The organism is Anabaena sp. CS-542/02 (assembly GCF_028331085.1).
Classification (GTDB): domain Bacteria; phylum Cyanobacteriota; class Cyanobacteriia; order Cyanobacteriales; family Nostocaceae; genus Anabaenopsis; species Anabaenopsis arnoldii.
This window is the reverse complement of record NZ_JAQMTM010000171.1, coordinates 1-24,376: the sequence shown is the minus strand read 5'-3', so window position 1 is coordinate 24,376 and position 24,376 is coordinate 1. Positions and strand designations below refer to the sequence as shown.

Genomic DNA, 24,376 nt, shown 5'->3' with positions numbered 1-24,376 from the left:
ACTAAACATGAAAATACTACCCCAAGGAGGTTTTACACCATGTCTGAATTTAGAATTAATCCCTATCTGCAAAATCCATCATCTCAAGGGATTTACATCAGCTGGTTTACCGAACAAGATATACCCGGGAGATTAACCATAACCGGACCCGGTTTAAATAACCCTCTGGATTTAGTTAGTACCCCCACCTTTCAACCCATCTTGGCTTATACTACAGCTGAGAAAAATCAAAATATCTCTGGACTAGAGCCGGGTTCTTGGTTAATCAGTGATAATAACTATAAGCACAGTATAGATGTGCAAGGTTTATTACCAGGTCAGACCTATAACTACACAGTTACCCTGGGAGGAGAAACTTTTACCTCCACCTTTAAAACCGCCCCTAGTAATACAGACTGGTCTAGCGTTCGCTTTATAGCCATGTCTGACAGCGAAACCGAACCCCAGGGACGGTTAAGTAATCGGGAATGGCAACCGGGTGCTTTAGCCACTAACTCCATAGAACGCCCCGCACTTAGTAATAGTCAGTGGGCTGACACCTTTGGCACATCTGGCTCTGGGGCAAACCAAACCCTACGTTATGCCCTCACCGAAACGGAAGGCTACCGACAAAACCTAGCCGTAGTTAACAGTCGTCACCCTGACTTTTTGGTGATGCCGGGAGACTTGGTACAGGGAGGAGGCTATCAACCCGGGTGGGATGAATTTTTTAGACATAACGCCGGAGAGTTTGATAGCGGTTTATCTCAATACCCCATATTACCAGCTTTAGGTAACTGGGAGAACTTCGGCGCTCTCAATGGCGGCTATGGTACAGATAGGGATGGTCGATTTGGCCCTAAATTTGGGCGGGATAAGTATCATATTTACTTTGATGCCCCTGACAACGGCACTCCTGAGCACCGGGATAATTACTATCGCATTGACTACGGTCCGGTAACTATCCTTACGTTAGATAGTTCTAATGGGGAGCCCGATGACCGGCGCTCTAACTATGGTGGGGGAGGACAACCACCTAAAATTAGTGGTAGGGAATATACAGGACCGGGAACAGACACTCAGGAAAACTACACCCGTGAGCAGTATGAAGCCGCTGGGGGAATTGACTTAGCTGATTTCAATCCTGGTAGTATTCAGTGGAACTGGGTCATGGAGCAACTTGATGATGCTCGCAGCCAAGGACAAATTATTTTTGTGCAGTTTCATCATGTACCCTACAGCAGTGGGGAACATGGTCAACCGATGAATCATGTGCTGTCCACTGGACAAGCAGGAACACCCATGCGCCAGTACCATAGTATGTTTGAGCAATATGGGGTGGCTGGGGTCTTGTCTGGTCATAGTGAGATGTTTGAACGCAGCTTTGTAGATGAGGATGGCGATGGGATTGGGGTAAGCTACTACGATGTTGGGGTAGCTGGTGATGGCTTGAGGGGACAAAAACGGGATGGCTCCGGTTTAGATAAACCTCTACTTAATTATAACGAGTTTAGCCAGTGGACGGCTGACCAAAGAGAAGGGGAATTATGGCAACAGATTGACGGAGTACCACAACTTATTGATGGTGGTAAGCACTACGGTCACCTAGAAGTAAACCTAGAACGGTTAAACCCAGCGGGGGGAGCCAGTGCTAAAGTCCTCATGACTCCAGTCTCTGTTTTCCCTATCCTAGATGCTGAGTACAACTTAATCAACACAGAACGCCGGGTTTATGGCGATGAGATTTTGTTCTTAGCAGATACACAAGGTCGGATAGCCACAGCGCCTTTAGACCCTAATCCTTTAATTTTTGGTAGTGCGGAATCTGACGATATTGTTTTAAACCGTAACCAACCACTGAAAACAGTATTTTCTGGTAATGGGGATGACGTAGTTGATGCCAGCTTCGTCTCCTATGTAGAGGTTATAGGTGGCACAGGTAATGACACCATCATGGTAGCAAGTGTATCTTTCGCCGGTGGTGGGGATGGGGATGATACCTTAATGATTGGTACTCAAGGGCCTGGTAGTGCGAGCGTTTTAGATGGCGGTCGGGGTCAAGATACCTTGAGGGTTGTGGAAGCCAGTGACGCTAACATCCTCCTAGGTGGTGCTGACAACGACACCTTACAGGTAGCCGAAGGACGGGGACAAATGCTGTTTGGTGGTTCCGCTCCGGATGTGCTGCGCTCTAGTCCAGATGGTCATAATCGCCTCTATGGTGGTTCCGGTGATGACCAATTGTATTCTACCGTGGGCGATCGCTTGTTCGGTGGCGATGGTAATGATAGTCTCTACGCCGGACAGGGTGGTAATAATTTACTCTGGGGCGGTCAAGGTGCAGATAACTTCTGGTTAGTAGCTAGCGGTTCCCTACCCGATGCTTCCAATGTAGTCAAAGATTTTCAACTAGGTATAGACCGGATTGGTATGGGTGGTATTACCGCCAACCAAGTTAGTTTATTCAGTCAAAATGGTAACACGCTAATTCAAATTGGTGGTACTGATGTCGCCCTCATAGAAGGGGTGAACTCAGCCCAATTGAATCTTAACGATTCCAGTCAATTTGTCTTTGCTTAAACTAATTTCACCCTGATTCCCCCCACCTTGAGGGGGTTAGGTGAGTCTCGGACTTCTCACCACAAAATTCTCATGTGAGTACAAACGTTCCGACGGAACGTGTCTACCTATAGAAGTCCGGGATTTCCCATTAACTAAAGTAGTTTCTTTGACCTGGTGTTATCAGCCAGTTGTTAATTCAACTCAAAACAGGACATCTTTAAAATGAGCATTCTTTTCATTAACTCCATTACTGATAACAACATTGTCAGTTCAGCAGAAGCTCAAACTGGCTTTAATATCACCGGCGGCGGTCAGCCCGGAGCAACAGTACGCCTGACCTTTGATAGTGGCCGAGAATTAGCAGGTGGTAACACAACAGTAGTAAATCAAAATGGTCAATGGTCAGTCCCAGTTGTGGCTGGGGATGTCAAAGCCTTTGGTCAAGGGATGGAGAGGGTTACCGCCTTTCAGATCCTTGATAATACTTCCTTACAAACTTTTCGGACATTCACAGTAGATGCAATATTCATAGATGACCCTGTTATTGACGTCATCACCGACACAGCCATTATTGATGCAGCAGCTACAGCTACCAGTTTGACCGTTACCGGTACAGGTAAACCCGGAGCCACATTGATTTTAGGCTTTACCAGCGGACTAACCTTGACCGGAAACAGTACAACCATTGTCAGGGAAGACGGTACTTGGTCTGTAGATATTGCCGTAGCAGATATTTTTATCTTTGCTCAAGGGGGAGAAGTATTAACCGCGACTCAAATCGATAGACAAAGTATCAGCTTACCAACTACACAACCCCTAGTCAACCAATCAGGGTTTACCCGCATATTTGATACTGACGGTGATGATGAACTTTTTGCTCCCAGTACAGGCAATGCTCAGGTATTTGGACTAGAAGGTAATGACATTCTTGATGCTACCCCTAACCTATCAGGACAGGTCATTTTATATGGAGGTCCAGGTAATGACACCCTCATCGGTGGTAATAACCATACTCTCTACGGCGGTGATGGGGATGATAACTTATTAGCCGCCGGCAGTCTTGGCCGGAATATATTATATGGTGGCCCTGGTAATGATCTTCTGATTGTTGTCGAAGGTAGCCACAATCAACTCTATGGGGGAGCCGGTAACGACAGGTTGATAGTCTCAGACGGTGGTGGGTTCAACCGTCTGTACGGCGAGGAAGGAAACAATATTCTAGATGCTTCTAGCGGTACTGGGAATAATCAACTGTTTGGTGGAGTTGGCAATGATATCTTAATCGCCGGAGCCGCCACCGATGAACTGTTTGGTGGTGCAGGAAATGATCAATTATTTGCCGCTAACGGTGGTATTCTCACCGGGGGCAGCGGTGCCAATACCTTTTACCTCGCCAATAGCTCCATTCCTTCCCAACTTACTATTATTACGGATTTTAAACCAGGGGGCGATCGCTTAGTAGTTGCTGGTCTACCCGCCCTCACAGCCGTCAAGCTAATTGAGGAAAATGCAGACACTATTGTTATTGCCTTATTATCGGACACAGAACTCCCCCTGGCTTTACTCCAAGGTATTCAACCGACTGCATTAGTAGCAGGTCGTGATGTCTTTTCTCAGACAGAAAGTCTTTTAGAACCCATTAATCTTGTGATTAGGGAAACCTTCCAAGTCACGAGTTTTGAGCAGAACCCCAGTGGCTTTGTCTTGACATTCAATGATGACCTTAATCTCAGTGTCCTTAACCTGTACAGAGGATTAGACCTAGCCAATCCACTCGCCCCGGTTACTGATTTACCAGACCTGATCCTCACCGATAGTGCCGGAAATATCATCAATGGTTCACTCATTTGGGACCAAGGCAATGCCAACACCCTCACCTTTGTTAAAACAGGTGACATTCTAGCACCCGGTAATTACACCCTGACCCTGGAGAGCCGTAGAGATGGTTTCGTTACCACGAATGGACGCTTACTCGATGGTAATGAAGATGGTTTCTCAGGTGGTAACTTTGTTCGGGAATTTACCGTCAATAGCCCCACAGTACCAGTCCTCACCTTACCTGACTTTAGCCGTGCCCCTGGTCAAGAGGTAAACAGACCTGCTGGTGGGGGTCAATTCGCTCCCCTACCCATCCGCATCACCAATCCCGGTGGTGTAGACAACATTAGCTTTACCTTGCAATATGACCCAGACCTGCTAGTTGTTAGAGGAGCAAATGTAGTCGCATCCGGTTGGAATTTCACCTCTAACCCCACCATCGATCCTTTAACAGGACGAGCTGAGTTTACTCTCAGTGGATCTGCCCTCAATGCTAGTACCGACTTAATCACCTTGGATGCTCGGGTTCCAGGAACTGCAACCTACGGTGCTAAAGGTGTACTGCAAATACTTCCCGGTGCAGGCTTAGTAGGAGACAGTGCGGTACAACTGGTAGCATTAGTAGGAGACACCACCAAAACTCAAGAGTATCTTGCTGTGGATGCGTCCTTAATTTCTCGTGTCAATGTGGGACTGGATACAGGGTTTAGAGCCTTCCCCGTGACTGATCCTCTGATTATAGGAGACGCTACAGGCGACGGAAGATTAGACGCCGGCGATACAACCTCTGTGCGCCGAGCAGCCGTGGGACTGTCTAGCCCATTCCTACCACCATTGGTTTAAAAAGATTGAGATGGGGCGGTTTGACCGCCTCTATTTGGTTTAAATTCCCGTTGTAATTAACGTGAGTCTTCACAATTCCCAATCCTATGCTTGAGTATGCAGAGAATTATTTATTGACACTCCCCCGAGCGGGAGATTCTTGCTTCTTAGAGGTTGTTTGATAAGTTTTCAACAGGTAATTTTTATCTTAGGGAACACCGGAACACCGGAACAGGGGATGGGGATTGGGAAGGATTGGGGAACACACAAAAAACAATCAAATCCAGTCCCCTCCCCTTACAAGGACAAGACTTGGTGGAAAAGGTGGACAAGGTGACAAGGGAGAAAAACAGTACAAAGTCTGTATTTTTAGTAAGAAAAATAGCCCCTTAAAAGATCATTGCCCGTATAAAATCTTCCTTGTCCACTTTCCTTCCTTGTCTTCCTAGTCTTGCCTTCACAGATCATATTAAAAACCTACCCTTGCAAGGAGAGGGAGGGGTCAAATAATATTCGATAGACTAATCATGACTTGACAAACATCCTCTTAGAAACACGCTTTTTGGTACAAGTACCAACGAGTCTTACTGTTTCTCCACAAGCATAGATTTTCGAGCACCAGATGCAAAAATCATCGCCACTTAATGTCATTTGGCTGTTTCTGATTGTTTGCGCCACAGTACTAGCAGCTGATAACGGAAGTCTCTTGTTAAAAATAACACGGGCTAATTTGGCAGCAAAATTTAAATTGAAAATTATCCTTTACTTAACTATTCCTTAACTAATTTGCGTTATTCTCATGGGAAATTTGGTGTTGAAAAAATAACAACTACAGTGACTATCACAATTAGTAATCTCGCCAAGATTTTTAAAGGTAAGACAGCAATCAAACACGTATCCTGCCAAATTAATGCAGGAGAAATGGTCGCACTAATTGGTGCGTCTGGATCGGGTAAATCTACACTCCTACGCCACATTAATGGACTGCAAATTGGAGATGCAGGCCAAGTTGATGTTTTTGGCAATACTTTACAAATTCAGGGTAAATTACACTCTAAAATTAGGGTGTTACGTAGTCAAATAGGCTGTGTATTCCAACAGTTTAATTTAGTTAATCGGCTCACAGTTATCGAAAATGTTTTAGTTGGTAACTTAGCAAGATTATCCCCCCTACGCTCAACGTTACATTTATTTAGTAAAGAAGAAAAAATTAGCGCTTTGGCGGCACTAGAGCAAGTAGGGATTATTGAACACGCTTATAAACGTGCATCTATGCTTTCTGGAGGACAACAGCAACGAGTAGCGATCGCTCGTTGTTTAGTACAGGGAGCGAAAATCATTCTGGCTGACGAACCCGTTGCTTCCCTAGATCCTGAGTCAGCGCGCAAAGTCATGGAGTTGTTGGTACAGTTAAATCGCCACAGAGGAATTAGTATAGTCGCTTCTTTACATCAAATTCAAATGGTGCGGAGTTACTTTGAAAGAGTTATCGCTCTCAAAGATGGAGAAGTGATGTTTGACGGTGCAACTGTAGAACTTGATGATCAGAAGCTGAATGCAATTTATGGTGCAGCAGCAGAAGAACTGGTGATGCGAGGACATGGAGAACTACTCATATAATCCTCATAAATAACCACAAATACTAAATGTTTAATTCACCGAGGAATAAACTATGAAACGCAGATCATTTATTGAAAATTCCGCTTTATTTGGTGCATCTTTAGTAGGCACTCAAATAATATCTACTCTTAACAACAACTGGATTAAACCGGCCCAAGCACAACTTAAAGAACTCAATTTTGGGGTCATATCTACAGAATCTCAATCCAATCAAAAACCTCTTTGGGAACCTTTTATTGCCGCTTTATCCAAGTCTATAGGTATTCCCGTTAAAGCCTTCTATGCTACTCAGTATGCAGGGGTCATTGAAGCCATGCGTTTTGGTCAAGTACATATAGCTTGGTATGGTGGTAAATCCTATATTGAAGCTGCTAGAATTGCCAACGCAGAAGCCTTTGCTCAAACTATAGCTACTGATGGTAGTAAAGGTTACTACTCTCATTTAATTGCCAACAAAAGTAACCCCATCACAGCAGCAGCTAAAAGACAAGGCGGCGATAAGTATGTTCTGCAAAATGCTGCTAAATTGACTTTTGCTTTCAATGATCCTAACTCTACTTCCGGATTTTTAGTACCGAGTTACTATGTATTTGCTAAAAATAAAGTTGACCCCAAGAAAATTTTCAAACGGTTAATTTTCTCTGGTAGTCACGAAGCGACAGCCTTAGCAATAGCCAATAACCAGATAGATGTAGCTACCAATAATAATGAATCTTTAGAGAGATTAGAAAAAACCAATCCCTCAGCACGCCAAAAAATTGAAATTATTTGGACTTCACCCATTATACCTAGTGACCCGATTGCTTATCGGAGAGACTTACCACAGGATGTTAAGAATAAATTACGGAATTTCTTCTACAATTTTAAAGACAAGAAAATCCTAGAACCTTTACAGTGGTCAGCTTTAGTTCCAGCCAATGATAAAACATGGAATCCTATCCGGGAATTAGATATTGCTAAACAAGTTTTAGACTTAGAATCTAAACCTAATTTGAGTAGTGCCGATAAGAAAAAGTTGAATGATTTGAACAACCAACTACGAGCACTGCAAAGTAATTAAAGGTAGTTAATAGCCATAATTATTTGTCAAATTCATGGGCTGTTGACTGTTAGCTGTCAACAGACACTACTTAGTGTATGTAAACAACCGCTACGCTATCACAATCATTGTGTATAATCCTCAATTTCTTGATCCAACAAACAATAACTGATGAACAGAAAATTATTCATTCAACGGGCTGCTTTATTTATTATCACTTTGGCAACTGTCAAGGGACTTTCAGCCTGTAGTTCTACTCCTGAGAATAGTAGTGCAACCATCACAGAAATTAACTTTGGTGTTCTATCTACAGAATCCCAATCTAATCAAAAACCTATATGGGAACCGTTTGCTGCTGCTATGTCTAAAGAAGTTGGGATTCCCATTAAACCCTTCTATGTCACACAGTATGCGGCAGTTGTAGAAGCCATGCGCTTTGGTAAAGTTCAGGCGGCTTGGATGGGTGGTAAAACTTATATTGAGGCGGCAAAAGTTGCCGATGCAGAAGCTTTTGCTCAAGTTGTAAGTGCAGATGGTACTAAGGGGTATTATTCTCATTTAATCGCTAATAAAAATAATCCCATCACACAAGCAGCAAAAGCAGTTGGTGGCGATAAATATGTGATTGAAAAGGCGGCTAAGTTGACCTTTGCTTTTAATGATCCTAATTCGACATCTGGGTTTTTAGTCCCCAGTTACTATATCTTTACGCAAAATAATGTAGACCCGAAAAAAGCTTTTAAACGTTTGATTTTTGCTGGTAGTCATGAAGCTTGCGCCATGGCGGTAGCTAACAACCAGGTAGATGTCGCTGCGGTCAGCAATGAAGCTTTGAGTCGTTTAGAAAGAACCAATCCCAGCGCTAGAGAAAAGATTGAGATTATTTGGCAATCACCTTTAATTCCCGGTGACCCAATTGTTTATCGTAGCGATTTACCAGCAGATATCAAACAGAAATTACAAAATTTCTTCTATAACTACAAAGATGCTGAAGTTTTAACACCATTTGAAATTGCTGGTTTTGTCAAAGCTGAAGATAAAGAATGGGACACAATTAGAGAATTAGAGCTTGCTAAAAAAATCCAAGAAATTCAAGCTAAAGAAAACATGAGTGAGTCAGAAAAACAGCAAAAAATAGCAGAACTACAAAAGCAATTGCCAGAAAATCAATAAAATCAATAAAATTACCTTTGATTAATAAAAAATTATGTCACGCAATCAGATAGTTACTAATGCATCTCCCACTGTACTCAGGATGTTAGAACAAGAAGCAAAATTTTTGACTACTAAAAGAGTTTTGTTTCTGCTAATCATCGGTGGTGCATTGATTTTTGGTTATTATCAAAGTGAGTTAAACTTCCCTGTACTTTTACAACGGGGCGACAACATTGTGGAATATGTTGGGGGGTATTTTCCGCCGGACTTTGAAGACTGGAAGTATTATTTGTCAGAGACGGTAATTACTATATCTATGGGGATTTGGGGGACTTTAATGGCTGCTTTAACATCTGTTCCCCTGTCTATCTTGGCATCTAATAATATGTGTCCCGGATGGATTGTACAACCTACGCGGCGATTATTGGATGCTATGCGCGCTATTAATGAAATAGTCTTTGCGTTAATATTTGTTGTCGCTGTGGGTTTGGGGCCCTTTGCTGGTGTGTTGGCTTTATTTGTCAATACAACAGGGGCTTTAGGTAAATTGTTCTCAGAAGCCGTAGAATCAATTGAACCCGGTCCGGTGGAAGGAATTAGAGCTACTGGGGCGAGTTACATTCAGGAGGTTGTATTTGGAGTGATTCCCCAGGTTATGCCTTTGTGGACTTCTTTTACTCTCTATAGATTTGAGTCTAATATCCGTTCTGCTTCGGTGTTGGGAATTGTGGGCGCTGGTGGTATTGGTGTTTCACTATATCAAAGTTTTGGTAGTTTTCAATACCAGAAGGTCTGTGCAATTTTAATTATTTTGGTGTTTGCTACTAGTGTTATTGATTTGTTGTCCGCTAGGGTAAGAAGGTTGCTGGTTTAGCTGATGTCTAAGTCATTCTCAAAAAATAACTCCATGCGATCGCCCCGCAGCCGAGTTACACCATACTCAATTATGTTACCAGTATCATCGACATTCACCGACTCCGCCAACAAAATCGGTTGATTTCGGGGTAACTGTAACCATTTTGCATCTTGAGGCTGGACTAAACGAGCCGAAACACAGGTACTGCGGCGGATATGGTCACATCTATATACTTGCTGTAAAAACTGAGATATTGATTGCTGTGCTTGTAATATCTCAATGTTTTCTGGATTTAACAAGTCTGGGAACCGCTTTAAGGGAAAATATCCAGTACCGACGCTGATGGGTTCCTCATCTGCTAAACCTAAACGTTCAATTAACGCTACTGGCTCACCATAGGCAATTTCTAATCCTTTAGCAATGGCATGGTCAGCGGGTACTTCTAAAACACGTAACAATTGAAACCTAGCTTGCCAGCCTTGAGCTTTCAGGGTTTGATTGTAACGTACACGCTTACCAATAGCATAGCGGATGGTTTTGGTGGCGACAAAAGTCCCCTTTCCCCGGTCAACTCGTAACCATCCCTCGTTTTTCAGCAGGGCGATCGCTTGTCGGAGGGTATGACGATTCACCCCAAACTGTTCTGCTAACTTGGTTTCTGTGGGTAGTTGCTCCCCAATTTCATAAACTCCTTGATGAATATTTTCTCGCAGCATATCGGCAATTTGGATATAAATCGGCATTATTTCTTTTATGTATCAATTTCAGATTGTCAAGTTGTCAAAACTGGGTTAATCTATTAATGTCTAGATGTATAGACAAGGTAAGAATAGTTTAAAAGTAAAAATCACTGAATGTCAAATATAGTAACTGATTTACCGGGCTTTTCCGACTCCATTCATGACGCGCAACAGACATTTAGGGCGTTGCTCAGTGCTAATGCACGACCTGGGAGACCTGAGAAAATCACTGCTGTGATGAGTGTACCTAGGGCTATGGTGCGACTTCGCTCACCGACCAACGCCACGCCATCGCCACCGGGATTGACCCCTGCTTGTGGGGCGGCTTGCTTGACCTTGCTAGATTTGGACGTTGCACTATGGCTACAGCCAAGTTTTACAACTTCCGTGAAAAATTGGCTATTGTTCCACACCGGGTGTTGCTTAACGGAATACCCAGACCATGGGGACTTTGCTTTAATTGAAGATTTGGCAGGTTTACCAGAGCTATCTATTTTTAACATGGGGACAGGAGAACAACCGGAAACGTCTACAACTTTGTTAATACAGGTGGAAAGTTTTGACATGGGACAACCTGTAATCTTGACAGGGCCGGGAATTTTAGGAGAACAGGTAATCGCTCCTTTGGTTCCTCAACATTTTTGGGACTTCTGGAGGGAGAACCACGGAGCCTATCCCCAAGGAGTGGATGTATTTTTATTCACAGAAGATTTAGTCATGGGATTACCACGCACCGTGAGAGCGGAAGTTGTATTATGAGTCTGGAAATTTGCCTGGCTGACCGTGACGACTGGCTGGTATTAAATCAGTTGTATGCTGATATGGATGGAGAGTTACCTTTAGAGAGCCATCGCGCCGAGGAAATTTTCACACAAATTACCCAAACTCCTAACTACTATATCTATGTCGCCCGTTTAAATCAGCAACCAGTAGGAACCTTTAGCTTAATATATATCCCCACGATGATGCACCGGGGTTACCACAAGTTTGCTGTCCTGGATGCAGTGACAGTAATTTCCTCTATGCGAGGACGGGGAATTGGTAGCCAAATGGTGAAAGCAGCAATACAACTGAGTGCGGAAGCTGGGTGTTATAAGGTGACCCTCTCATCTAATTTAAAACGCGATCGCGCCCATCAATTCTATCAATCACTGGGATTTGAGCAGCATGGCTGGAGCTTTAAATGCGTAGTCCAACCCCACAACACAATAAATTTTTGAGTAAGGTAAGTCAGTGACCACAACAAAAGTTGCTATCCAAGGAGTAAATGCCCTCACTCCCCAAGGATGGTTAAAAGATGCGACGGTTTTAATTGAAGATGGACAATTTACCAAGATTAATCAATCAATAACTCCACCTGGGTTTGATCTGGTCAATGGTCAAGGACTCCAGATGCTACCTGGAATTATAGATTTACACGGTGATGCTTTTGAAAGAATGATTTGTCCCCGTCCTGGGGTTAACTTTCCTCTATCCATAGGGATGGTAGATAATGACCGGAATCTTTTAGCATCGGGTATTACGACTTTTTACTGCTCTATCACCGACTCCTACGAACCAGGTTTACGTAGTCGAGAATCTGCTCGTAATTTAATTAATTTTATTCAAAGAACAGGAAAACAAGTTTTAAATTGCAATCATCGCATTCATATCAGACATGAACAAGCCAATACCGCAGAACATCAAGAATTGTGTGACTGGCTAGAATCAGGTCAAGTGGATATTTTATCCATCAACGACCACCTACCACCGCCAGGAAACGAAAAGAGATTACAGCGATATCTCAACAGTGTGAAACAAAGATCATCTATGTCCATAGAAGAAATCGCCGGATTAATTAGCCAAGTCAGAGAACGGCGAGAAGAAGGGGACGCACAACTAGATAAACTAGTGGAATTAGCACACACTTACAGTATTCCCCTAGCTTCCCATGATGATGATAGCCCAGAAAAAGTAGCACTCAGTCAACAACGCCGAGTAGCGATCGCCGAATTTCCCGCTGATGTAGACTTAGCTGCGAAATCTCAAGCATATGGTGCAGCAGTCCTCATGGGTGCGCCTAACTTAGTGCGTGGAGGCTCCCACCTGGGTTTAATGAGTGTAGCTCAAGCAGTTGAACATAATGTTCTCGATTGTCTGTGCTCAGATTATCACTATCCTTCCTTGTTTTATGCCCCCTTTAAATTACAAGAGTTGGGGTTAATGTCTTTTGAGGAAGCATGGAAATTAGTTTCCGAAAGACCAGCTACAGCTGCAAGAATTGGCGATCGCAAAGGTAAAATTGCTCCGGGTTTAGATGCAGATTTCCTGCTGATATCTCCTGACAATCCTTTACCCTCTAGCATTTCATCTGTTTATATCCTCGGAAAAGAAGTCGCTCGATATCAAAGGAAATGACTATGGAACCAACCATCAGCAGTATTGTAGATTTATTCAATCAAAAAGGGTCACAGTTGTATGGTGGAGAAGGGGTAACCCAGTTGGAACACGCGTTACAATGTGCCACCCTGGCGTCAGCATCGGGTGAGAGCGATGAATTAATTACCGCTTGCTTACTCCATGATTTAGGACATTTAATTCATGACTTAGGAGATGATCCGACAGCCATAGGTATAGACGACCAACATGAATATCGCGCCATTCCTTTTCTGCGGCGAATATTTAGCCCAGCGGTCACAGAGCCAATTAGGCTACACGTCTTAGCTAAACGGTATCTTTGCGCAGTTGATGCTGAATATTGGTATAGTCTTTCCATCCCATCGCAACGCAGTTTAGAACTACAAGGGGGGAGATTTTCTCCTCAAGAAGCAGAGGAATTTATTCAGCGTCCCTACGCCCAAGATGCAGTGCAGTTAAGGATTTATGACGACAAAGCCAAAATTTCCCATCTGTCCACACCCGATTTAAATTACTTTATTAAGATTCAATGCAAAACTTGAATACAGCTACCGTCAAGGAAAGACAAACTTGGATGGCCACACTCGCCAAAGCTGATTTAACAGAATTAGAAAAATTAATCAACTTAGAAAAGTTACCTAGTTATAGTTTTTTACGTTCCCCAGAAATTGGTTTAGTTATGGTTCAAGGACGCGCTGGGGGTACAGGAAAACCATTTAACCTGGGGGACATGACTATAACTCGCTGTGTGGTGCTGCTAGAAGGTTTAGGAACTCAGACGGACATCACTGGATTTGGTTATGTAGGTGGGCGATCGCACCGTCACGCGGAATTAGCTGCGTTGTGCGATGCTTTACTACAAACTCCCCAATGGTATGAGCAAATTCAAGCAGAAGTGATTCAACCACTGCAAACAGCATTAGCTCAAAAACAAGACCTTCAACAACGCCAAACCGCTGCTACGAAGGTTAACTTTTTTACTATGGTCAGGGGTGAAGGGTAGGGTCAAAAGGATAAAAAAGAGTAAAAAAAAGACTTAAAAAAAAGAGTAAAAATATGCCATACGTTGCCGTCAAGGGTGGTCAACAAGCAATTGAAAATGCCGAGAAATTACTGCAAAATAAGCGCCGGGGGAATCCGGTAATTCCCGAACTCACCCTAGAGCAGATTGAACAACAATTAACCCTAGCAGTAGAGCGGGTCATGTGCGAAGGTAATTTGTATGACCGGGAATTAGCAGCTTTAGCGATTAAACAATCTTGGGGGGATTTAGTCGAAGCAATCTTTTTACTGCGCGCCTATCGGACAACGCTACCACGGTTCTATTACAGTCAGCCCCTCAACACCGGTGAGATGCAAATTCAAAGGCGAATTTCTTCTATATTTAAAGATATTCCGGGAGGACAAAACCTAGGACCCACCTTTGACTACATTCACCGCCTCCTAGATTTTAAACTCATTGCCGAGGGTGAAGTTACTCCCGCACCTACAGCGGAAGCGACAAAGGAACCCTTCCCCCCAGTGATTGATACATTAGACCAAGAAGGATTAATACAGCCAGAACCTAGGGAAGTAGAATCACCACCACCCTTTGACCTTACTCGTCAACCTTTAACTTTTCCCGCTAGTAGAGACGCTAGACTACAAAACTTAGCCCGTGCTGACGAAGGCTTTTTACTCTCTTTAGCATACTCCACTCAACGAGGCTACGGTAAAAATCATCCATTTGCGGGAGAGATTCGCATGGGAGAAGTTGAGGTAGTCATTTGTCCGGAGGAGTTGGGGTTTGAAATAGCGATCGCTGAGATGACAATTACTGAAGTACAAATGGTCAACCAATTTAAAGGTAACAAAGAACTACCAGCCCAATTCACCCGTGGCTACGGACTCACCTTTGGCTACAACGAACGCAAAGCCATGTCAATGGCCTTAGTAGACCGAGCCATGGGAGCCGCCGAATTAGGGGAACCTGTAGAAAACCCGGCGCAAAATATCGAATTTGTCCTGTCCCACTCAGATAACGTAGAAGCCCAGGGATTTGTCCAACACCTAAAACTACCTCATTATATTGACTTTCAAGCGGAGTTAAATTTAGTACGCAAGATGCGACAAAATCAACAGCCAAAATTAAACTGTGATGAGCTTCACCCAGAGGGGGAGTGAGAAAAACCACGATGATTACAGGAATTAACCATATAACTTTATCCGTTGCTGATGTGGAAGAATCTTTTAATTTCTACACTCAGGTTTTAGGTTGTCAAGCGATCGCTAAATGGCAACAAGGAGCTTATTTAATAGCAGGTAATTTATGGCTGTGTCTATCTTGGGATTCCCACACCCGCACCAGTCCTGCGAGGGAATATACACATATTGCTTTTAGTATTCCTGAACATGACTTTCAAGAATATAGCCGTCAATTACTTGAGCTAGGTGTCAAACAATGGAAACAAAACACCAGTGAGGGAGATTCCATATATATTCTCGACCCAGACCACCACAAATTAGAACTACATATAGGGAACCTGTCAACTAGAATCGCCGCCACGAAGAAATCCCCTTATGAAAACATGGAATTTTTTGTTTAATTGTTGAAAAAACTTTTGGGAACCTCTGCGTTAAAAAATGCCTACATCAACCAATCAAACAGGCTTTAACTTTGCCTATCTCGATGAACAAACTAAACGCTCAATTCGTCGCGCTCTGCTGAAAGCAATATCTATACCAGGACATCAAATTCCCTTCTCCTCCAGAGAAATGCCCATGTCCTACGGCTGGGGAACCGGTGGTATTCAAGTTACAGCAGCAGTCATTGGTCAAAGGGATGTCCTCAAAGTGATTGACCAGGGCGCAGACGACACCACCAACGCCGTGAATATTCGCCGTTTCTTCCAAAAAGTTTGTAGTGTAGAAACTACGGATAGCACAGCTAAAGCTACCCTAATTCAAACACGCCACCGTATACCAGAAACACCACTACGGGAGGGACAGATTCTAGTTTATCAGGTTCCCATTCCTGAACCTTTGCGTTGGCTCCAACCCTCATCTGTGGAAACTCGGAAGATGCACGCCTTAGAAGAGTATGGACCCATGTACGTCAAGCTGTATGAGGATATCACTAAACATGGGCATATTGCCACATCCTACGACTACCCGGTGATGGTACATGACCGTTACCTCATGAGTTCTAGCCCCATACCACGGTTTGATAATCCCAAAATGCACATGAACCCCGCATTGCAGTTATTTGGTGCGGGTCGGGAAAAACGCATTTATGCCATACCACCCTACACCAAGGTTAAAAGCCTCGACTTTGAAGATTATCCTTTTACTGTGGAGGGATGGGAGCAGGTTTGTGAGTTATGTGGTTCTACTGAAAGTTTTCTAGACGAAGTAGTAATTGATGACCATGGTGGCAGAATGTGGATCTGCTCCGATACAGATTATTGTCATCAGCGACAAGGGAAGGGGGATAAATTAGTATGACGGTTCCTATATTACAAGTACAACAAGTTAGTAAATTCTATGGGTTGATTCCGGGGTGCGATCGCATTTCTTTTGACCTTTACCGGGGACAGGTTCTGGGTATTGTGGGGGAATCAGGTTCAGGTAAGTCTACTTTACTGGGGGCGATCGCTCATCAGACTGCCATCGACACAGGTAGCGTTATTTACAGAAATATTCAGGGTAAACATTTAGAAATTACTCAAATGCCCGAACATCAGCGCCGTTGGTTAATGCGGACTGAGTGGGGCTTTGTCCAGCAAAATCCCCGTGATGGCTTACGGATGCAGGTAAGCGCGGGGGCGAATATTGGTGAACGATTACTAGATATTGGCATCCGTCATTATGGAAAGATTCGGGAAGAAGCGGCTCACTGGTTAGAACAAGTGGAGATTGACCCATCCCGCTTGGATGATTTGCCAAGTACCTTCTCCGGGGGGATGCAGCAAAGGTTACAACTGGCGCGGGTGTTAGTGACGCGACCCCAACTGATATTAATGGATGAACCCACAGGGGGGCTGGATGTGTCAGTACAAGCCCGGTTATTAGACTTATTGCGATCGCTGGTGAGAAACTTTAATTTAAGTGTAATTTTAGTCACACACGATATTGGCGTAGTCAGACTCTTAGCACATCGCTTATTAGTCATGCAACAAGGAAAAGTAGTGGAATCAGGTTTAACTGACCAAGTATTAGACGACCCCCAACATCCCTACACACAACAGTTAGTCAGCGCCGCCCTCACACCATAAGCACTCTCATGTCAGAAATCCATCATCCACCCACCGACCCCCTACTCAAAGTCGAAAATTTATGCAAAAGCTTTACCCTCCATCAACAAGGGGGAGTCAGTTTACCAGTCCTACAAAAAGTATCACTCACAGTCAATTCTGGGGAATGTGTGGCCCTATCCGGTGCATCAGGCTCCGGTAAATCTACATTAATTCGTTGTATATATGGTAACTATCGTGCTGATAGTGGTTCAGTTTGGGTCAACCATGAAAAACATTGGGTTGATTTGTGTCAACTACAACCCCATGAACTGTTAGCGGTGCGGCGAGGGACTATTGGATATGTTAGCCAGTTCTTACGAGTTATTCCCAGAGTCCCGGCGGTGGAGGTAGCTGCAGAACTGTTGTTGGATTTAGGAGAAGAACGAAAAGTCGCTTTAGCTAAGGTTCAAGAGTTGTTTTATCGGCTACATCTACCAGAACGCTTGTGGCATCTTTCCCCGACGACATTTTCCGGGGGAGAAAAGCAACGAGTCAATATAGCCCGCGCCTTGGCGGTGAATTTTCCAATTTTACTACTGGATGAACCGACCTCAGCCTTAGATGCCAGTAATCGCCAAATAGTCATGGAACTTCTGGAAGAACGCAAGGCTATGGGCTGCGCTTTAATTGGCATTTTTCACGACGAAGAACTGCAATCTACTTGCAACAGAGTTTGTGCTGTCTCAACTGTGTAACCGGGAGTTAACCTTTAATGAATGAGCAAATATACACCAACTATCGCCTACAACTTCCAGACCAAGAAATTCTGGGTACTCTCCTAGTGAGAGATGGAAAAATTGCCGATATTCAACCAGGGGTAATGACCCTGGGTGAGGATGGACAGGGAGATTACCTGCTCCCTGGATTAATTGAACTACATACCGACAACCTAGAACGCTGTATGTCCCCCCGTCCCGGAATTCGTTGGCCTTTGGAAGCTGCAGCGGTTTACCACGACCGGGATTTAGCAAGTGCAGGAGTCACAACTGTATGTGATGCGATCGCCATCGGCGATGTCAATGCTGCTTCTCCCCGCTTAACTAACTTTGGTCCGATGATTGATGTTATTTCTCAGGGACAAGCAGCAGGGCGGTTCTCTGTGGAACATCGCATACACCTGCGCTGTGAAATAGCTTATGAAAAGGTTTATCAAATTACCGAACAATACATCGATAATTCCTTATTGTCGATGATTTCCCTCATGGATCATACCCCTGGTCAACGACAATTTGTCAGGATAGATAAGTTTAAAGAATATTACATGGGTAAACATGGCGTAACAGCCACAGAAATTGAAGACTTTATCATCATGCGCCAGGAACAACAAAAAATTCATGCACACAAAAACCGTCAAGCTTTAGTCAAACTAGCCCACACCAAAGGTATTTCCCTAGCCAGCCATGATGATGCTACTGTAGATCATGTCCAGGAAGCAGTACAAGCTAGAGTAGTTTTAGCAGAGTTTCCCACCACGGTAGAAGCCGCACAAGCAGCACATAAGGCAGGGTTACAAGTTTTAATGGGTGCGCCTAATTTGGTTTTGGGTGGTTCCCACTCTGGTAATGTTTCGGCTATGGAATTGGTTTTGTCCGATTTAGTAGATGTGATTTCTTCTGATTACGTTCCTCAGAGTTTGTTGCAATCTTTGTTTATCATCGCCCGCAAAACTGGTAAACCTATTTATGAAGCTATGGGATTATTTACCAGTAATCCAGCCCAAGCTATTGATTTATTTGACAATCGGGGCAGCTTAGAAATAGGTAAACGCGCTGATTTAATCACTGTACATGATGATGGGATTGTGCCACGTTTAATGTCAACTATTTGCGCGGGTCGTCGTATTAGTTAATCTATGAAATTTGGCATTGCTCTTGTACCCTGCCCTAAAACTATCGCCTTAATCATAGAATTACAGCAGAAAATCATCCCTATTTGCCCACTTGAACCTATTTTAGGAAGTCAGCAAAATCTGCCGCATCTTACACTTTTACAAGGAAGATTTCATAATTCTTTGAATTGGGTTGATTTAATTTATAGTCTGCGCGATTACTGGTTACGGCAAAAATATGGGCAGGATTTTCAAGTCACTCAACTAGAATTTAAATCACCTGCATGGTACTTTTTGATTCTGAATCAACATGAGATATTTGTTGATTTACACAATTTTGTCTTTGCAGGTATTAAACATCATATTTATGTGACAGATGCAGATTTAAACAAGGATATTTCTGCCTATAGCGAATTAGAAAAAATCAATTATCTCCAATATGGATACCGATATATTGGCAGTGCTTTTCATCCCCATTTGACTTTAGGTAGAAGTACAAATACTAACCCAGACAATGGTCGATATCTAGTAGAATTATTTGCCGCCCAACATATAATCAAATTTGAGCGCATAACTATTTATGAAATGGGCGATTATGGCAGTCACGCTGCTACTTTATATTCTGTAAATATCGCTGACTATAGTCATCCTATTTGACTTCAGAAATTATCAGTCAGGAAAGGGAACACCGGAACAGGGAACAGGGAACAGAAATTGTTCATGAATCATTTAGGATTGCTATAGTACAAAAATTAACACTGATTGAAGTTCTTGATCCATCCAGAGTAACTGTTAACACATCCTTTAAACTAGGTAAGGGATCTACTTGCAGCAGTGCTGGTGCGATCGCCTATGATATCCAGAATAACCGTTTCATGTAATAAAAGTCTATATAGATGAAAAAATCATCATCCCCACTCAATGTCATTTGGCTGTTTCTGATTGTTTCCGCCACAGTAGTAGCAGCTTATAAGGGCAAAATGGCTGCTTTAACGGAAGCCTCCTTCACCGCAGCTGAAAGTGCAGTCACCCTAGCCATTGGACTAATTGGAGCCATGGCCCTGTGGTTAGGAATTATGAAAGTTGCCGAAAGCGCAGGAATGATGCGATTTATAGCCCGTCTGATTCGTCCGGTCATGAGCCGACTGTTTCCCGAAATTCCCGCCAACCACCCCGCTATGTCTGCAATGGTGATGAATATGGCTGCTAATGCCCTGGGACTAGGTAACGCCGCCACCCCCATGGGTTTAAAAGCCATGGCCGAACTAAATAAACTCAATCCTAGTCCCGGAACGGCTACACCTGCGATGTGTTTGTTTTTAGCCATTAATACTTCCTCGGTGACACTGTTACCCCTGGGTGTAATTACTGTCCGTGCTAGTGCAGGGGCTACCAATCCCGCCGCTATTCTGCTGCCGTCCATTATTGCTACTATTATTTCTACAGCAGTGGCTATTATTGCTAGTAAAATTTTAGCCAGGCGCTCTCTGCTGACTTCTGTAGAATCTCCATTAGAAGTTACAGAGGACCAGGGGGAAACTACATTAGATGAAACTGCCAAAACCGAATTAATTCCTCCGGGGTTGATAGGTAATATTGTTTTCGGTGGGCTAATTGTAGCGTTTTTGGCGGTTGTATTTTATCGCCTGTCTGTACGGGGATTACCTTATATATTTACTATGGGTTTTCTCAGTAACCTTTCTAACTGGCTCATACCTATTTTAATTTGCCTGTTTCTTTTATTTGGTTATTTCCGTGGTGTCAAGGTTTACGAGGTTCTCACTGAAGGGGCAAAAGAAGGGTTTGAAATTGCTATTCGGGTGCGATTCGTTCTCTCGATCGGGAGTATTAATGCTCAGGGATGAGAGGTAAGACTGGTGAAAACCAGATTCTTATAACTATGTGTTCATGTAGGTGAAAATCCTACCCCCTAGGTGCAAGGGTGACAGCATCTCCCTTACGGTAGCGACTAGCCATCAATCCGTAAAGCAGGGAGAAAAGGCGTTCTTACTGGGAGCCTAACCTGGTACACGTCGAGCAAAGTACCCATGAGTAGTCAACGAAGATGTGTTTGAAGCGTCGTTATAATTGACCAGCCAAATCAGGCTGATAGGCTGGAACCAAAAGGTAAAGGACAAGGAAACGGCTATCCGAATGAGACCGTTATGCACTTCCGATAAACCCGGCGTATAGCATCACTCTAAAGGTACACAGAATGGACACATGGAACGAAGTAACCCCTTGTTAGCTCTTTTAGTAGGTCGAAACTAAAAGTAGGTGCTAACCGGATGCTGCAAGTGGGAAAGATTGAGTCAAAAGCGAACGCTTAGGGTAATGCCTAAGATATGCTGACAGATTCACGGTGATATGGAAGATAAAGTCTCAAGTAGGAATTATGTCTAAAACGAGTGTAAAGACTACGGTAGAATGGAACACGATCAACTGGAAACAGCTAGAACGTCGCGTTTACAAAATCCAAAAACGAATTTATCAAGCCTCAGCCCGTGGTGATGTCAAGGTCGTTCGTGGACTCCAAAAGGTGCTGATGAAATCCTGGTCAGCCAAAGCTTTGGCGACACGTAGGGTAACTCAAGATAATCAAGGAAAGAAAACCGCAGGGGTTGATGGAGTAAAAGCTTTATCACCCCGCGAGAGACTAGAATTGGTGAAGGGGTTAAAACTAGGGTCTAAATCAAAACCAACCAGGAGAGTCTGGATAGACAAACCTGGAAGGGATGAGAAAAGACCATTAGGAATACCTACCATGTATGATAGGGCATTACAAGCGCTTGTCAAACTGGCATTAGAACCAGAATGGGAAGCAAAGTTTGAACCTAATTCATATGGATTCAGACCAGGGCGTTCATGTCATGATGCCATAGAAGCGATATTCAAGTCCATAAATGTCAAACCTAAGTTTGTTCTGGATGCTGATATTGCTAAATGTTTTGACAGGATTAACCATCAATCATTGTTAAAGAAACTGAACACCTACCCTAAACTACGCCGTCAAATAAAGGCATGGTTAAAAGCAGGTGTGGTTGATAGCAAAGTCTTATTCTCCACAGAAGAAGGCACACCCCAAGGTGGTGTGATATCCCCTCTACTGGCAAATGTAGCCCTACACGGTATGGAGGAAATTCTTAAAGAATATGCCTTACAATTACCAGGTAAAGGCGCTAAAAGGGATAAGGCTTGGGCGATATCAATCATTAGATATGCAGATGATTTTGTCATCTTACATGAAAACCTAACAGTAATTGAACAATGCAGGGAAATCTTAGTCAAATGGCTAAATGAAATGGGATTCGAATTAAAACCTAGTAAGACCAGATTGGCTCATACTTTGTATGAACACCAATCAGAGAAACCAGGATTTGATTTTCTTGGCTTTAATGTGAGACAACACCCGGTTGGTAAATACAACTCAGGATTGAACACAAACAAGGAAATACTAGGATTTAAAACCATCATCACCCCATCTAAGAAATCTGCTAAGAATCATTACGAAAAGGTTTCGGACACCATTAAAAGAAACTTACCAACACCACAACTGGGATTGATAAGTAAGCTTAACCCTATAATTAGGGGATGGTGTAATTACTACTCATCCGTAGTAAGCAAAGAGGTTTTTTCTAAGATTTCTAATCAGGTTTACCGACGGCTTTACAGATGGGCAAAGCACCGACACCCTAATAAAACCGATAAATGGATAACCAAGAAATACTGGCATACAATTGGGGACAATAACTGGGAATTTGCAGCTAAGATGGATGATAAATTCATCAAACTGTATAGACACCCAGAGACTCCAATAGTGCGTCATGTTAAGGTTAAAGGCAATACTTCACCATTTGATGGTAATTGGGTGTACTGGAGTTCAAGAATGACAAACCATCCCGAAGTCAATAAAAGAGTAGCGACCTTACTTAAAAGGCAAAAGGGTAAATGTCCAGAATGTGGGCATTACTTTAGGGACGGTGATGTAATGGAAGTAGACCACATCTCACCCATCTCCAAAGGTGGAAAAGATGAATATAAGAATCTACAACTATTGCACAGACATTGCCACGACAAGAAGACAGCCAGAGATGGAAGTCTTACAGGTATTCATGACAAGAACCATATCACTGAGGAGCCGTATGAGGTGAAAGTCTCACGTACGGTTTTGTAGACGAGTCGGTTGGGTGACTGACCGGCTTAGTTTAATATTATTCCGTTTTTAGTGGCGATTTTTGTAGCTATTGGGATGTTTCGTGCTAGTGGCGCTCTGGATATCCTCACAGCCATAGTTTCTCCCCTTACCTCACTCATCACCCTTCCCCCTGAAGCTTTACCCATGGCATTAATTCGCCCTCTTTCCGGTAGTGGTTCCTTTGGGTTGATGTCGGAAATTGTCAAAAATGACCCGGATGGTTTTCTGTCCTTTCTGGTTTCTACTATGCAAGGTTCCACGGAAACTACCTTTTATGTTATGGCAGTGTATTTTGGTAGTATTGGCATTGTTCGCACCAGTTATACACTTCCGGCGGCGCTGTGTGCTGATGCAGCAGGAATGTTGGCATCTTTGGCAGTCTGTCGCATAATGTTTTAAGTAGATGTATTCTCAGCCAATGAATATCTTTAAAACTGTTGTTACGATCATCAAAGTGATATCGACAATTTTTATCTCCGCTGCCATTGGCTGGGAATTGTGGAATATTTATACAGTTACACCCAGCAGCCTGAATTTTATTTTTTGGCTGGAACGTTTTGCCATTACCGCCCATTTAATTGAGGCGGTGATTGGGGGTTTTTATGCGGGGAGAAAACAAGAAACGCCTATCAAATATGGGATTTATACGTTTTTTGTGGGTACGGTTGCTTTGATGGAATTGTTTGCTCCAGAGGAAATTAGTTGACGGTTGACGGTTGACTGTTGACTGTTGACTGTTGACTGTTGACTGTTGACTGTTGACGGGTCAGGGTTTAAGAGCTATGACCACCGGGAGACAGGGGTTAGAAACCCCTGTCTGATAGCTAAAGTCGGATAAATCCGACTGGGTGTTAACTGTTGACGGTTCACGGTTGACGGTTGACTGTTGACGGGTCAGGGTTTAAGAGCTATGACCACCGGGAGCCAGGGGTTAGAAACCCCTGTCTGATAGCTAAAGTCGGATAAATCCGACTGGGTGTTAAATATAACTTTATAAATAGGGTTAACAATCATTGCCTAGAGTACTATATGTAAGCCACTAGTCCACTAAAAGTGGACTTTCGCTATCAGACGCTTAATTTATTCCCCGG

Annotated in this window: 24 protein-coding genes; 23 read left to right on the top strand and 1 reads right to left on the bottom strand. The window is 43.4% G+C overall.

Features of this window, described 5'->3' with window-relative positions:
- The first annotated feature begins 39 nt into the window (after positions 1-39).
- From PN447_RS17655 to phnE, 6 genes are all read left to right on the top strand, one after another.
- Entirely contained in the window at positions 40-2,559 is a 2,520-nt protein-coding gene (locus PN447_RS17655) for a metallophosphoesterase (RefSeq protein ID WP_271764318.1), read from the top strand.
- 204 nt (positions 2,560-2,763) lie between these two features.
- The gene (locus PN447_RS17650; RefSeq protein ID WP_271764317.1) at positions 2,764-5,202 is read left to right on the top strand and encodes a calcium-binding protein; all 2,439 of its coding nucleotides are present in this window, start codon (positions 2,764-2,766) and stop codon (positions 5,200-5,202) included.
- A gap of 801 nt (positions 5,203-6,003) precedes the next feature.
- A complete protein-coding gene (phnC, locus tag PN447_RS17645; RefSeq protein WP_271764333.1) occupies positions 6,004-6,801 on the top strand; it encodes a phosphonate ABC transporter ATP-binding protein in 798 nt (265 codons plus the stop codon).
- Positions 6,802-6,853: 52 nt separating this feature from the next.
- The gene (phnD, locus tag PN447_RS17640) at positions 6,854-7,861 is read left to right on the top strand and encodes a phosphonate ABC transporter substrate-binding protein (protein ID WP_271764316.1); all 1,008 of its coding nucleotides are present in this window, start codon (positions 6,854-6,856) and stop codon (positions 7,859-7,861) included.
- Positions 7,862-8,011: 150 nt separating this feature from the next.
- The gene (gene phnD / locus PN447_RS17635) at positions 8,012-9,013 is read left to right on the top strand and encodes a phosphonate ABC transporter substrate-binding protein (protein ID WP_271764315.1); all 1,002 of its coding nucleotides are present in this window, start codon (positions 8,012-8,014) and stop codon (positions 9,011-9,013) included.
- 34 nt (positions 9,014-9,047) lie between these two features.
- On the top strand, positions 9,048-9,869 hold the full coding sequence (phnE, locus tag PN447_RS17630) for a phosphonate ABC transporter, permease protein PhnE (RefSeq protein WP_271764314.1): 822 nt from the start codon (positions 9,048-9,050) through the stop codon (positions 9,867-9,869).
- Here the strand turns inward: phnE and phnF are convergent.
- On the bottom strand, positions 9,866-10,594 hold the full coding sequence (gene phnF / locus PN447_RS17625) for a phosphonate metabolism transcriptional regulator PhnF (RefSeq protein WP_271764313.1): 729 nt from the start codon (positions 10,592-10,594) through the stop codon (positions 9,866-9,868). The two genes, phnE and phnF, sit on opposite strands and share 4 nt — an antisense overlap.
- A 111-nt stretch (positions 10,595-10,705) precedes the next feature.
- Here phnF and phnH point away from each other — a divergent pair, with 111 nt between their 5' ends.
- The 17 genes from phnH (at position 10,706) to PN447_RS17540 (ending at position 23,991) form a co-directional block, all read left to right on the top strand.
- The gene (gene phnH / locus PN447_RS17620) at positions 10,706-11,350 is read left to right on the top strand and encodes a phosphonate C-P lyase system protein PhnH (protein ID WP_271764312.1); all 645 of its coding nucleotides are present in this window, start codon (positions 10,706-10,708) and stop codon (positions 11,348-11,350) included.
- Positions 11,347-11,811 (top strand): GNAT family N-acetyltransferase, encoded by a 465-nt coding sequence (locus PN447_RS17615; protein ID WP_271764311.1) that lies wholly within the window; start codon positions 11,347-11,349, stop codon positions 11,809-11,811. The genes phnH and PN447_RS17615 overlap by 4 nt, the downstream gene beginning before the upstream one ends.
- A 13-nt stretch (positions 11,812-11,824) precedes the next feature.
- Complete coding sequence (locus PN447_RS17610; protein WP_271764310.1) at positions 11,825-12,988, top strand: alpha-D-ribose 1-methylphosphonate 5-triphosphate diphosphatase; 1,164 nt, start codon at positions 11,825-11,827, stop codon at positions 12,986-12,988.
- Between the two features lie 2 nt (positions 12,989-12,990).
- On the top strand, positions 12,991-13,530 hold the full coding sequence (locus PN447_RS17605; protein ID WP_271764309.1) for a phosphonate degradation HD-domain oxygenase: 540 nt from the start codon (positions 12,991-12,993) through the stop codon (positions 13,528-13,530).
- On the top strand, positions 13,518-13,991 hold the full coding sequence (gene phnG / locus PN447_RS17600) for a phosphonate C-P lyase system protein PhnG (RefSeq protein WP_271764308.1): 474 nt from the start codon (positions 13,518-13,520) through the stop codon (positions 13,989-13,991). Before PN447_RS17605 ends, phnG begins: the two co-directional genes overlap by 13 nt.
- A 53-nt stretch (positions 13,992-14,044) precedes the next feature.
- On the top strand, positions 14,045-15,151 hold the full coding sequence (locus PN447_RS17595) for a carbon-phosphorus lyase complex subunit PhnI (protein WP_271764307.1): 1,107 nt from the start codon (positions 14,045-14,047) through the stop codon (positions 15,149-15,151).
- Positions 15,152-15,162: 11 nt separating this feature from the next.
- On the top strand, positions 15,163-15,573 hold the full coding sequence (locus tag PN447_RS17590) for a fosfomycin resistance glutathione transferase (protein WP_271764332.1): 411 nt from the start codon (positions 15,163-15,165) through the stop codon (positions 15,571-15,573).
- A gap of 37 nt (positions 15,574-15,610) precedes the next feature.
- On the top strand, positions 15,611-16,471 hold the full coding sequence (locus PN447_RS17585; RefSeq protein ID WP_271764305.1) for an alpha-D-ribose 1-methylphosphonate 5-phosphate C-P-lyase PhnJ: 861 nt from the start codon (positions 15,611-15,613) through the stop codon (positions 16,469-16,471).
- Complete coding sequence (gene phnK / locus PN447_RS17580; protein ID WP_271764304.1) at positions 16,468-17,241, top strand: phosphonate C-P lyase system protein PhnK; 774 nt, start codon at positions 16,468-16,470, stop codon at positions 17,239-17,241. The genes PN447_RS17585 and phnK overlap by 4 nt, the downstream gene beginning before the upstream one ends.
- An 8-nt stretch (positions 17,242-17,249) precedes the next feature.
- Positions 17,250-17,957 (top strand): phosphonate C-P lyase system protein PhnL, encoded by a 708-nt coding sequence (phnL, locus tag PN447_RS17575; RefSeq protein ID WP_271764303.1) that lies wholly within the window; start codon positions 17,250-17,252, stop codon positions 17,955-17,957.
- 17 nt (positions 17,958-17,974) lie between these two features.
- A complete protein-coding gene (gene phnM / locus PN447_RS17570) occupies positions 17,975-19,111 on the top strand; it encodes a phosphonate metabolism protein PhnM (RefSeq protein ID WP_271764302.1) in 1,137 nt (378 codons plus the stop codon).
- A 3-nt stretch (positions 19,112-19,114) separates the two neighbouring features.
- A complete protein-coding gene (locus PN447_RS17565) occupies positions 19,115-19,747 on the top strand; it encodes a hypothetical protein (RefSeq protein WP_271764301.1) in 633 nt (210 codons plus the stop codon).
- Complete coding sequence (locus PN447_RS17560) at positions 19,744-19,971, top strand: hypothetical protein (protein ID WP_271764300.1); 228 nt, start codon at positions 19,744-19,746, stop codon at positions 19,969-19,971. Before PN447_RS17565 ends, PN447_RS17560 begins: the two co-directional genes overlap by 4 nt.
- Before the next feature lie 15 nt (positions 19,972-19,986).
- On the top strand, positions 19,987-20,955 hold the full coding sequence (locus tag PN447_RS17555; RefSeq protein ID WP_271733542.1) for a nucleoside recognition domain-containing protein: 969 nt from the start codon (positions 19,987-19,989) through the stop codon (positions 20,953-20,955).
- Between the two features lie 530 nt (positions 20,956-21,485).
- Positions 21,486-23,264, top strand: a complete 1,779-nt coding sequence (gene ltrA, locus PN447_RS17550; RefSeq protein WP_271764299.1) for a group II intron reverse transcriptase/maturase — start codon at positions 21,486-21,488, stop codon at positions 23,262-23,264.
- 36 nt (positions 23,265-23,300) lie between these two features.
- On the top strand, positions 23,301-23,684 hold the full coding sequence (locus tag PN447_RS17545) for a spore maturation protein (protein ID WP_334311114.1): 384 nt from the start codon (positions 23,301-23,303) through the stop codon (positions 23,682-23,684).
- 19 nt (positions 23,685-23,703) lie between these two features.
- On the top strand, positions 23,704-23,991 hold the full coding sequence (locus PN447_RS17540; RefSeq protein ID WP_271764297.1) for a hypothetical protein: 288 nt from the start codon (positions 23,704-23,706) through the stop codon (positions 23,989-23,991).
- Positions 23,992-24,376: the final 385 nt, after the last annotated feature.

Coding starts and splice junctions, on each gene's coding strand:
- phnM (WP_271764302.1), top strand. CDS start 17,975: ATGAATGAGCAAATATACACCAACTATCGCCTACAACTTCCAGACCAA.
- phnD (WP_271764316.1), top strand. CDS start 6,854: ATGAAACGCAGATCATTTATTGAAAATTCCGCTTTATTTGGTGCATCT.
- PN447_RS17540 (WP_271764297.1), top strand. CDS start 23,704: ATGAATATCTTTAAAACTGTTGTTACGATCATCAAAGTGATATCGACA.
- phnF (WP_271764313.1), bottom strand. CDS start 10,594: ATGCCGATTTATATCCAAATTGCCGATATGCTGCGAGAAAATATTCAT.
- phnG (WP_271764308.1), top strand. CDS start 13,518: ATGCAAAACTTGAATACAGCTACCGTCAAGGAAAGACAAACTTGGATG.
- PN447_RS17565 (WP_271764301.1), top strand. CDS start 19,115: ATGAAATTTGGCATTGCTCTTGTACCCTGCCCTAAAACTATCGCCTTA.
- ltrA (WP_271764299.1), top strand. CDS start 21,486: ATGTCTAAAACGAGTGTAAAGACTACGGTAGAATGGAACACGATCAAC.
- phnL (WP_271764303.1), top strand. CDS start 17,250: ATGTCAGAAATCCATCATCCACCCACCGACCCCCTACTCAAAGTCGAA.
- PN447_RS17585 (WP_271764305.1), top strand. CDS start 15,611: ATGCCTACATCAACCAATCAAACAGGCTTTAACTTTGCCTATCTCGAT.
- PN447_RS17650 (WP_271764317.1), top strand. CDS start 2,764: ATGAGCATTCTTTTCATTAACTCCATTACTGATAACAACATTGTCAGT.
- PN447_RS17590 (WP_271764332.1), top strand. CDS start 15,163: ATGATTACAGGAATTAACCATATAACTTTATCCGTTGCTGATGTGGAA.
- PN447_RS17615 (WP_271764311.1), top strand. CDS start 11,347: ATGAGTCTGGAAATTTGCCTGGCTGACCGTGACGACTGGCTGGTATTA.
- phnE (WP_271764314.1), top strand. CDS start 9,048: ATGTCACGCAATCAGATAGTTACTAATGCATCTCCCACTGTACTCAGG.
- phnD (WP_271764315.1), top strand. CDS start 8,012: ATGAACAGAAAATTATTCATTCAACGGGCTGCTTTATTTATTATCACT.
- PN447_RS17605 (WP_271764309.1), top strand. CDS start 12,991: ATGGAACCAACCATCAGCAGTATTGTAGATTTATTCAATCAAAAAGGG.
- PN447_RS17655 (WP_271764318.1), top strand. CDS start 40: ATGTCTGAATTTAGAATTAATCCCTATCTGCAAAATCCATCATCTCAA.
- PN447_RS17595 (WP_271764307.1), top strand. CDS start 14,045: ATGCCATACGTTGCCGTCAAGGGTGGTCAACAAGCAATTGAAAATGCC.
- phnK (WP_271764304.1), top strand. CDS start 16,468: ATGACGGTTCCTATATTACAAGTACAACAAGTTAGTAAATTCTATGGG.
- phnH (WP_271764312.1), top strand. CDS start 10,706: ATGTCAAATATAGTAACTGATTTACCGGGCTTTTCCGACTCCATTCAT.
- PN447_RS17555 (WP_271733542.1), top strand. CDS start 19,987: ATGAAAAAATCATCATCCCCACTCAATGTCATTTGGCTGTTTCTGATT.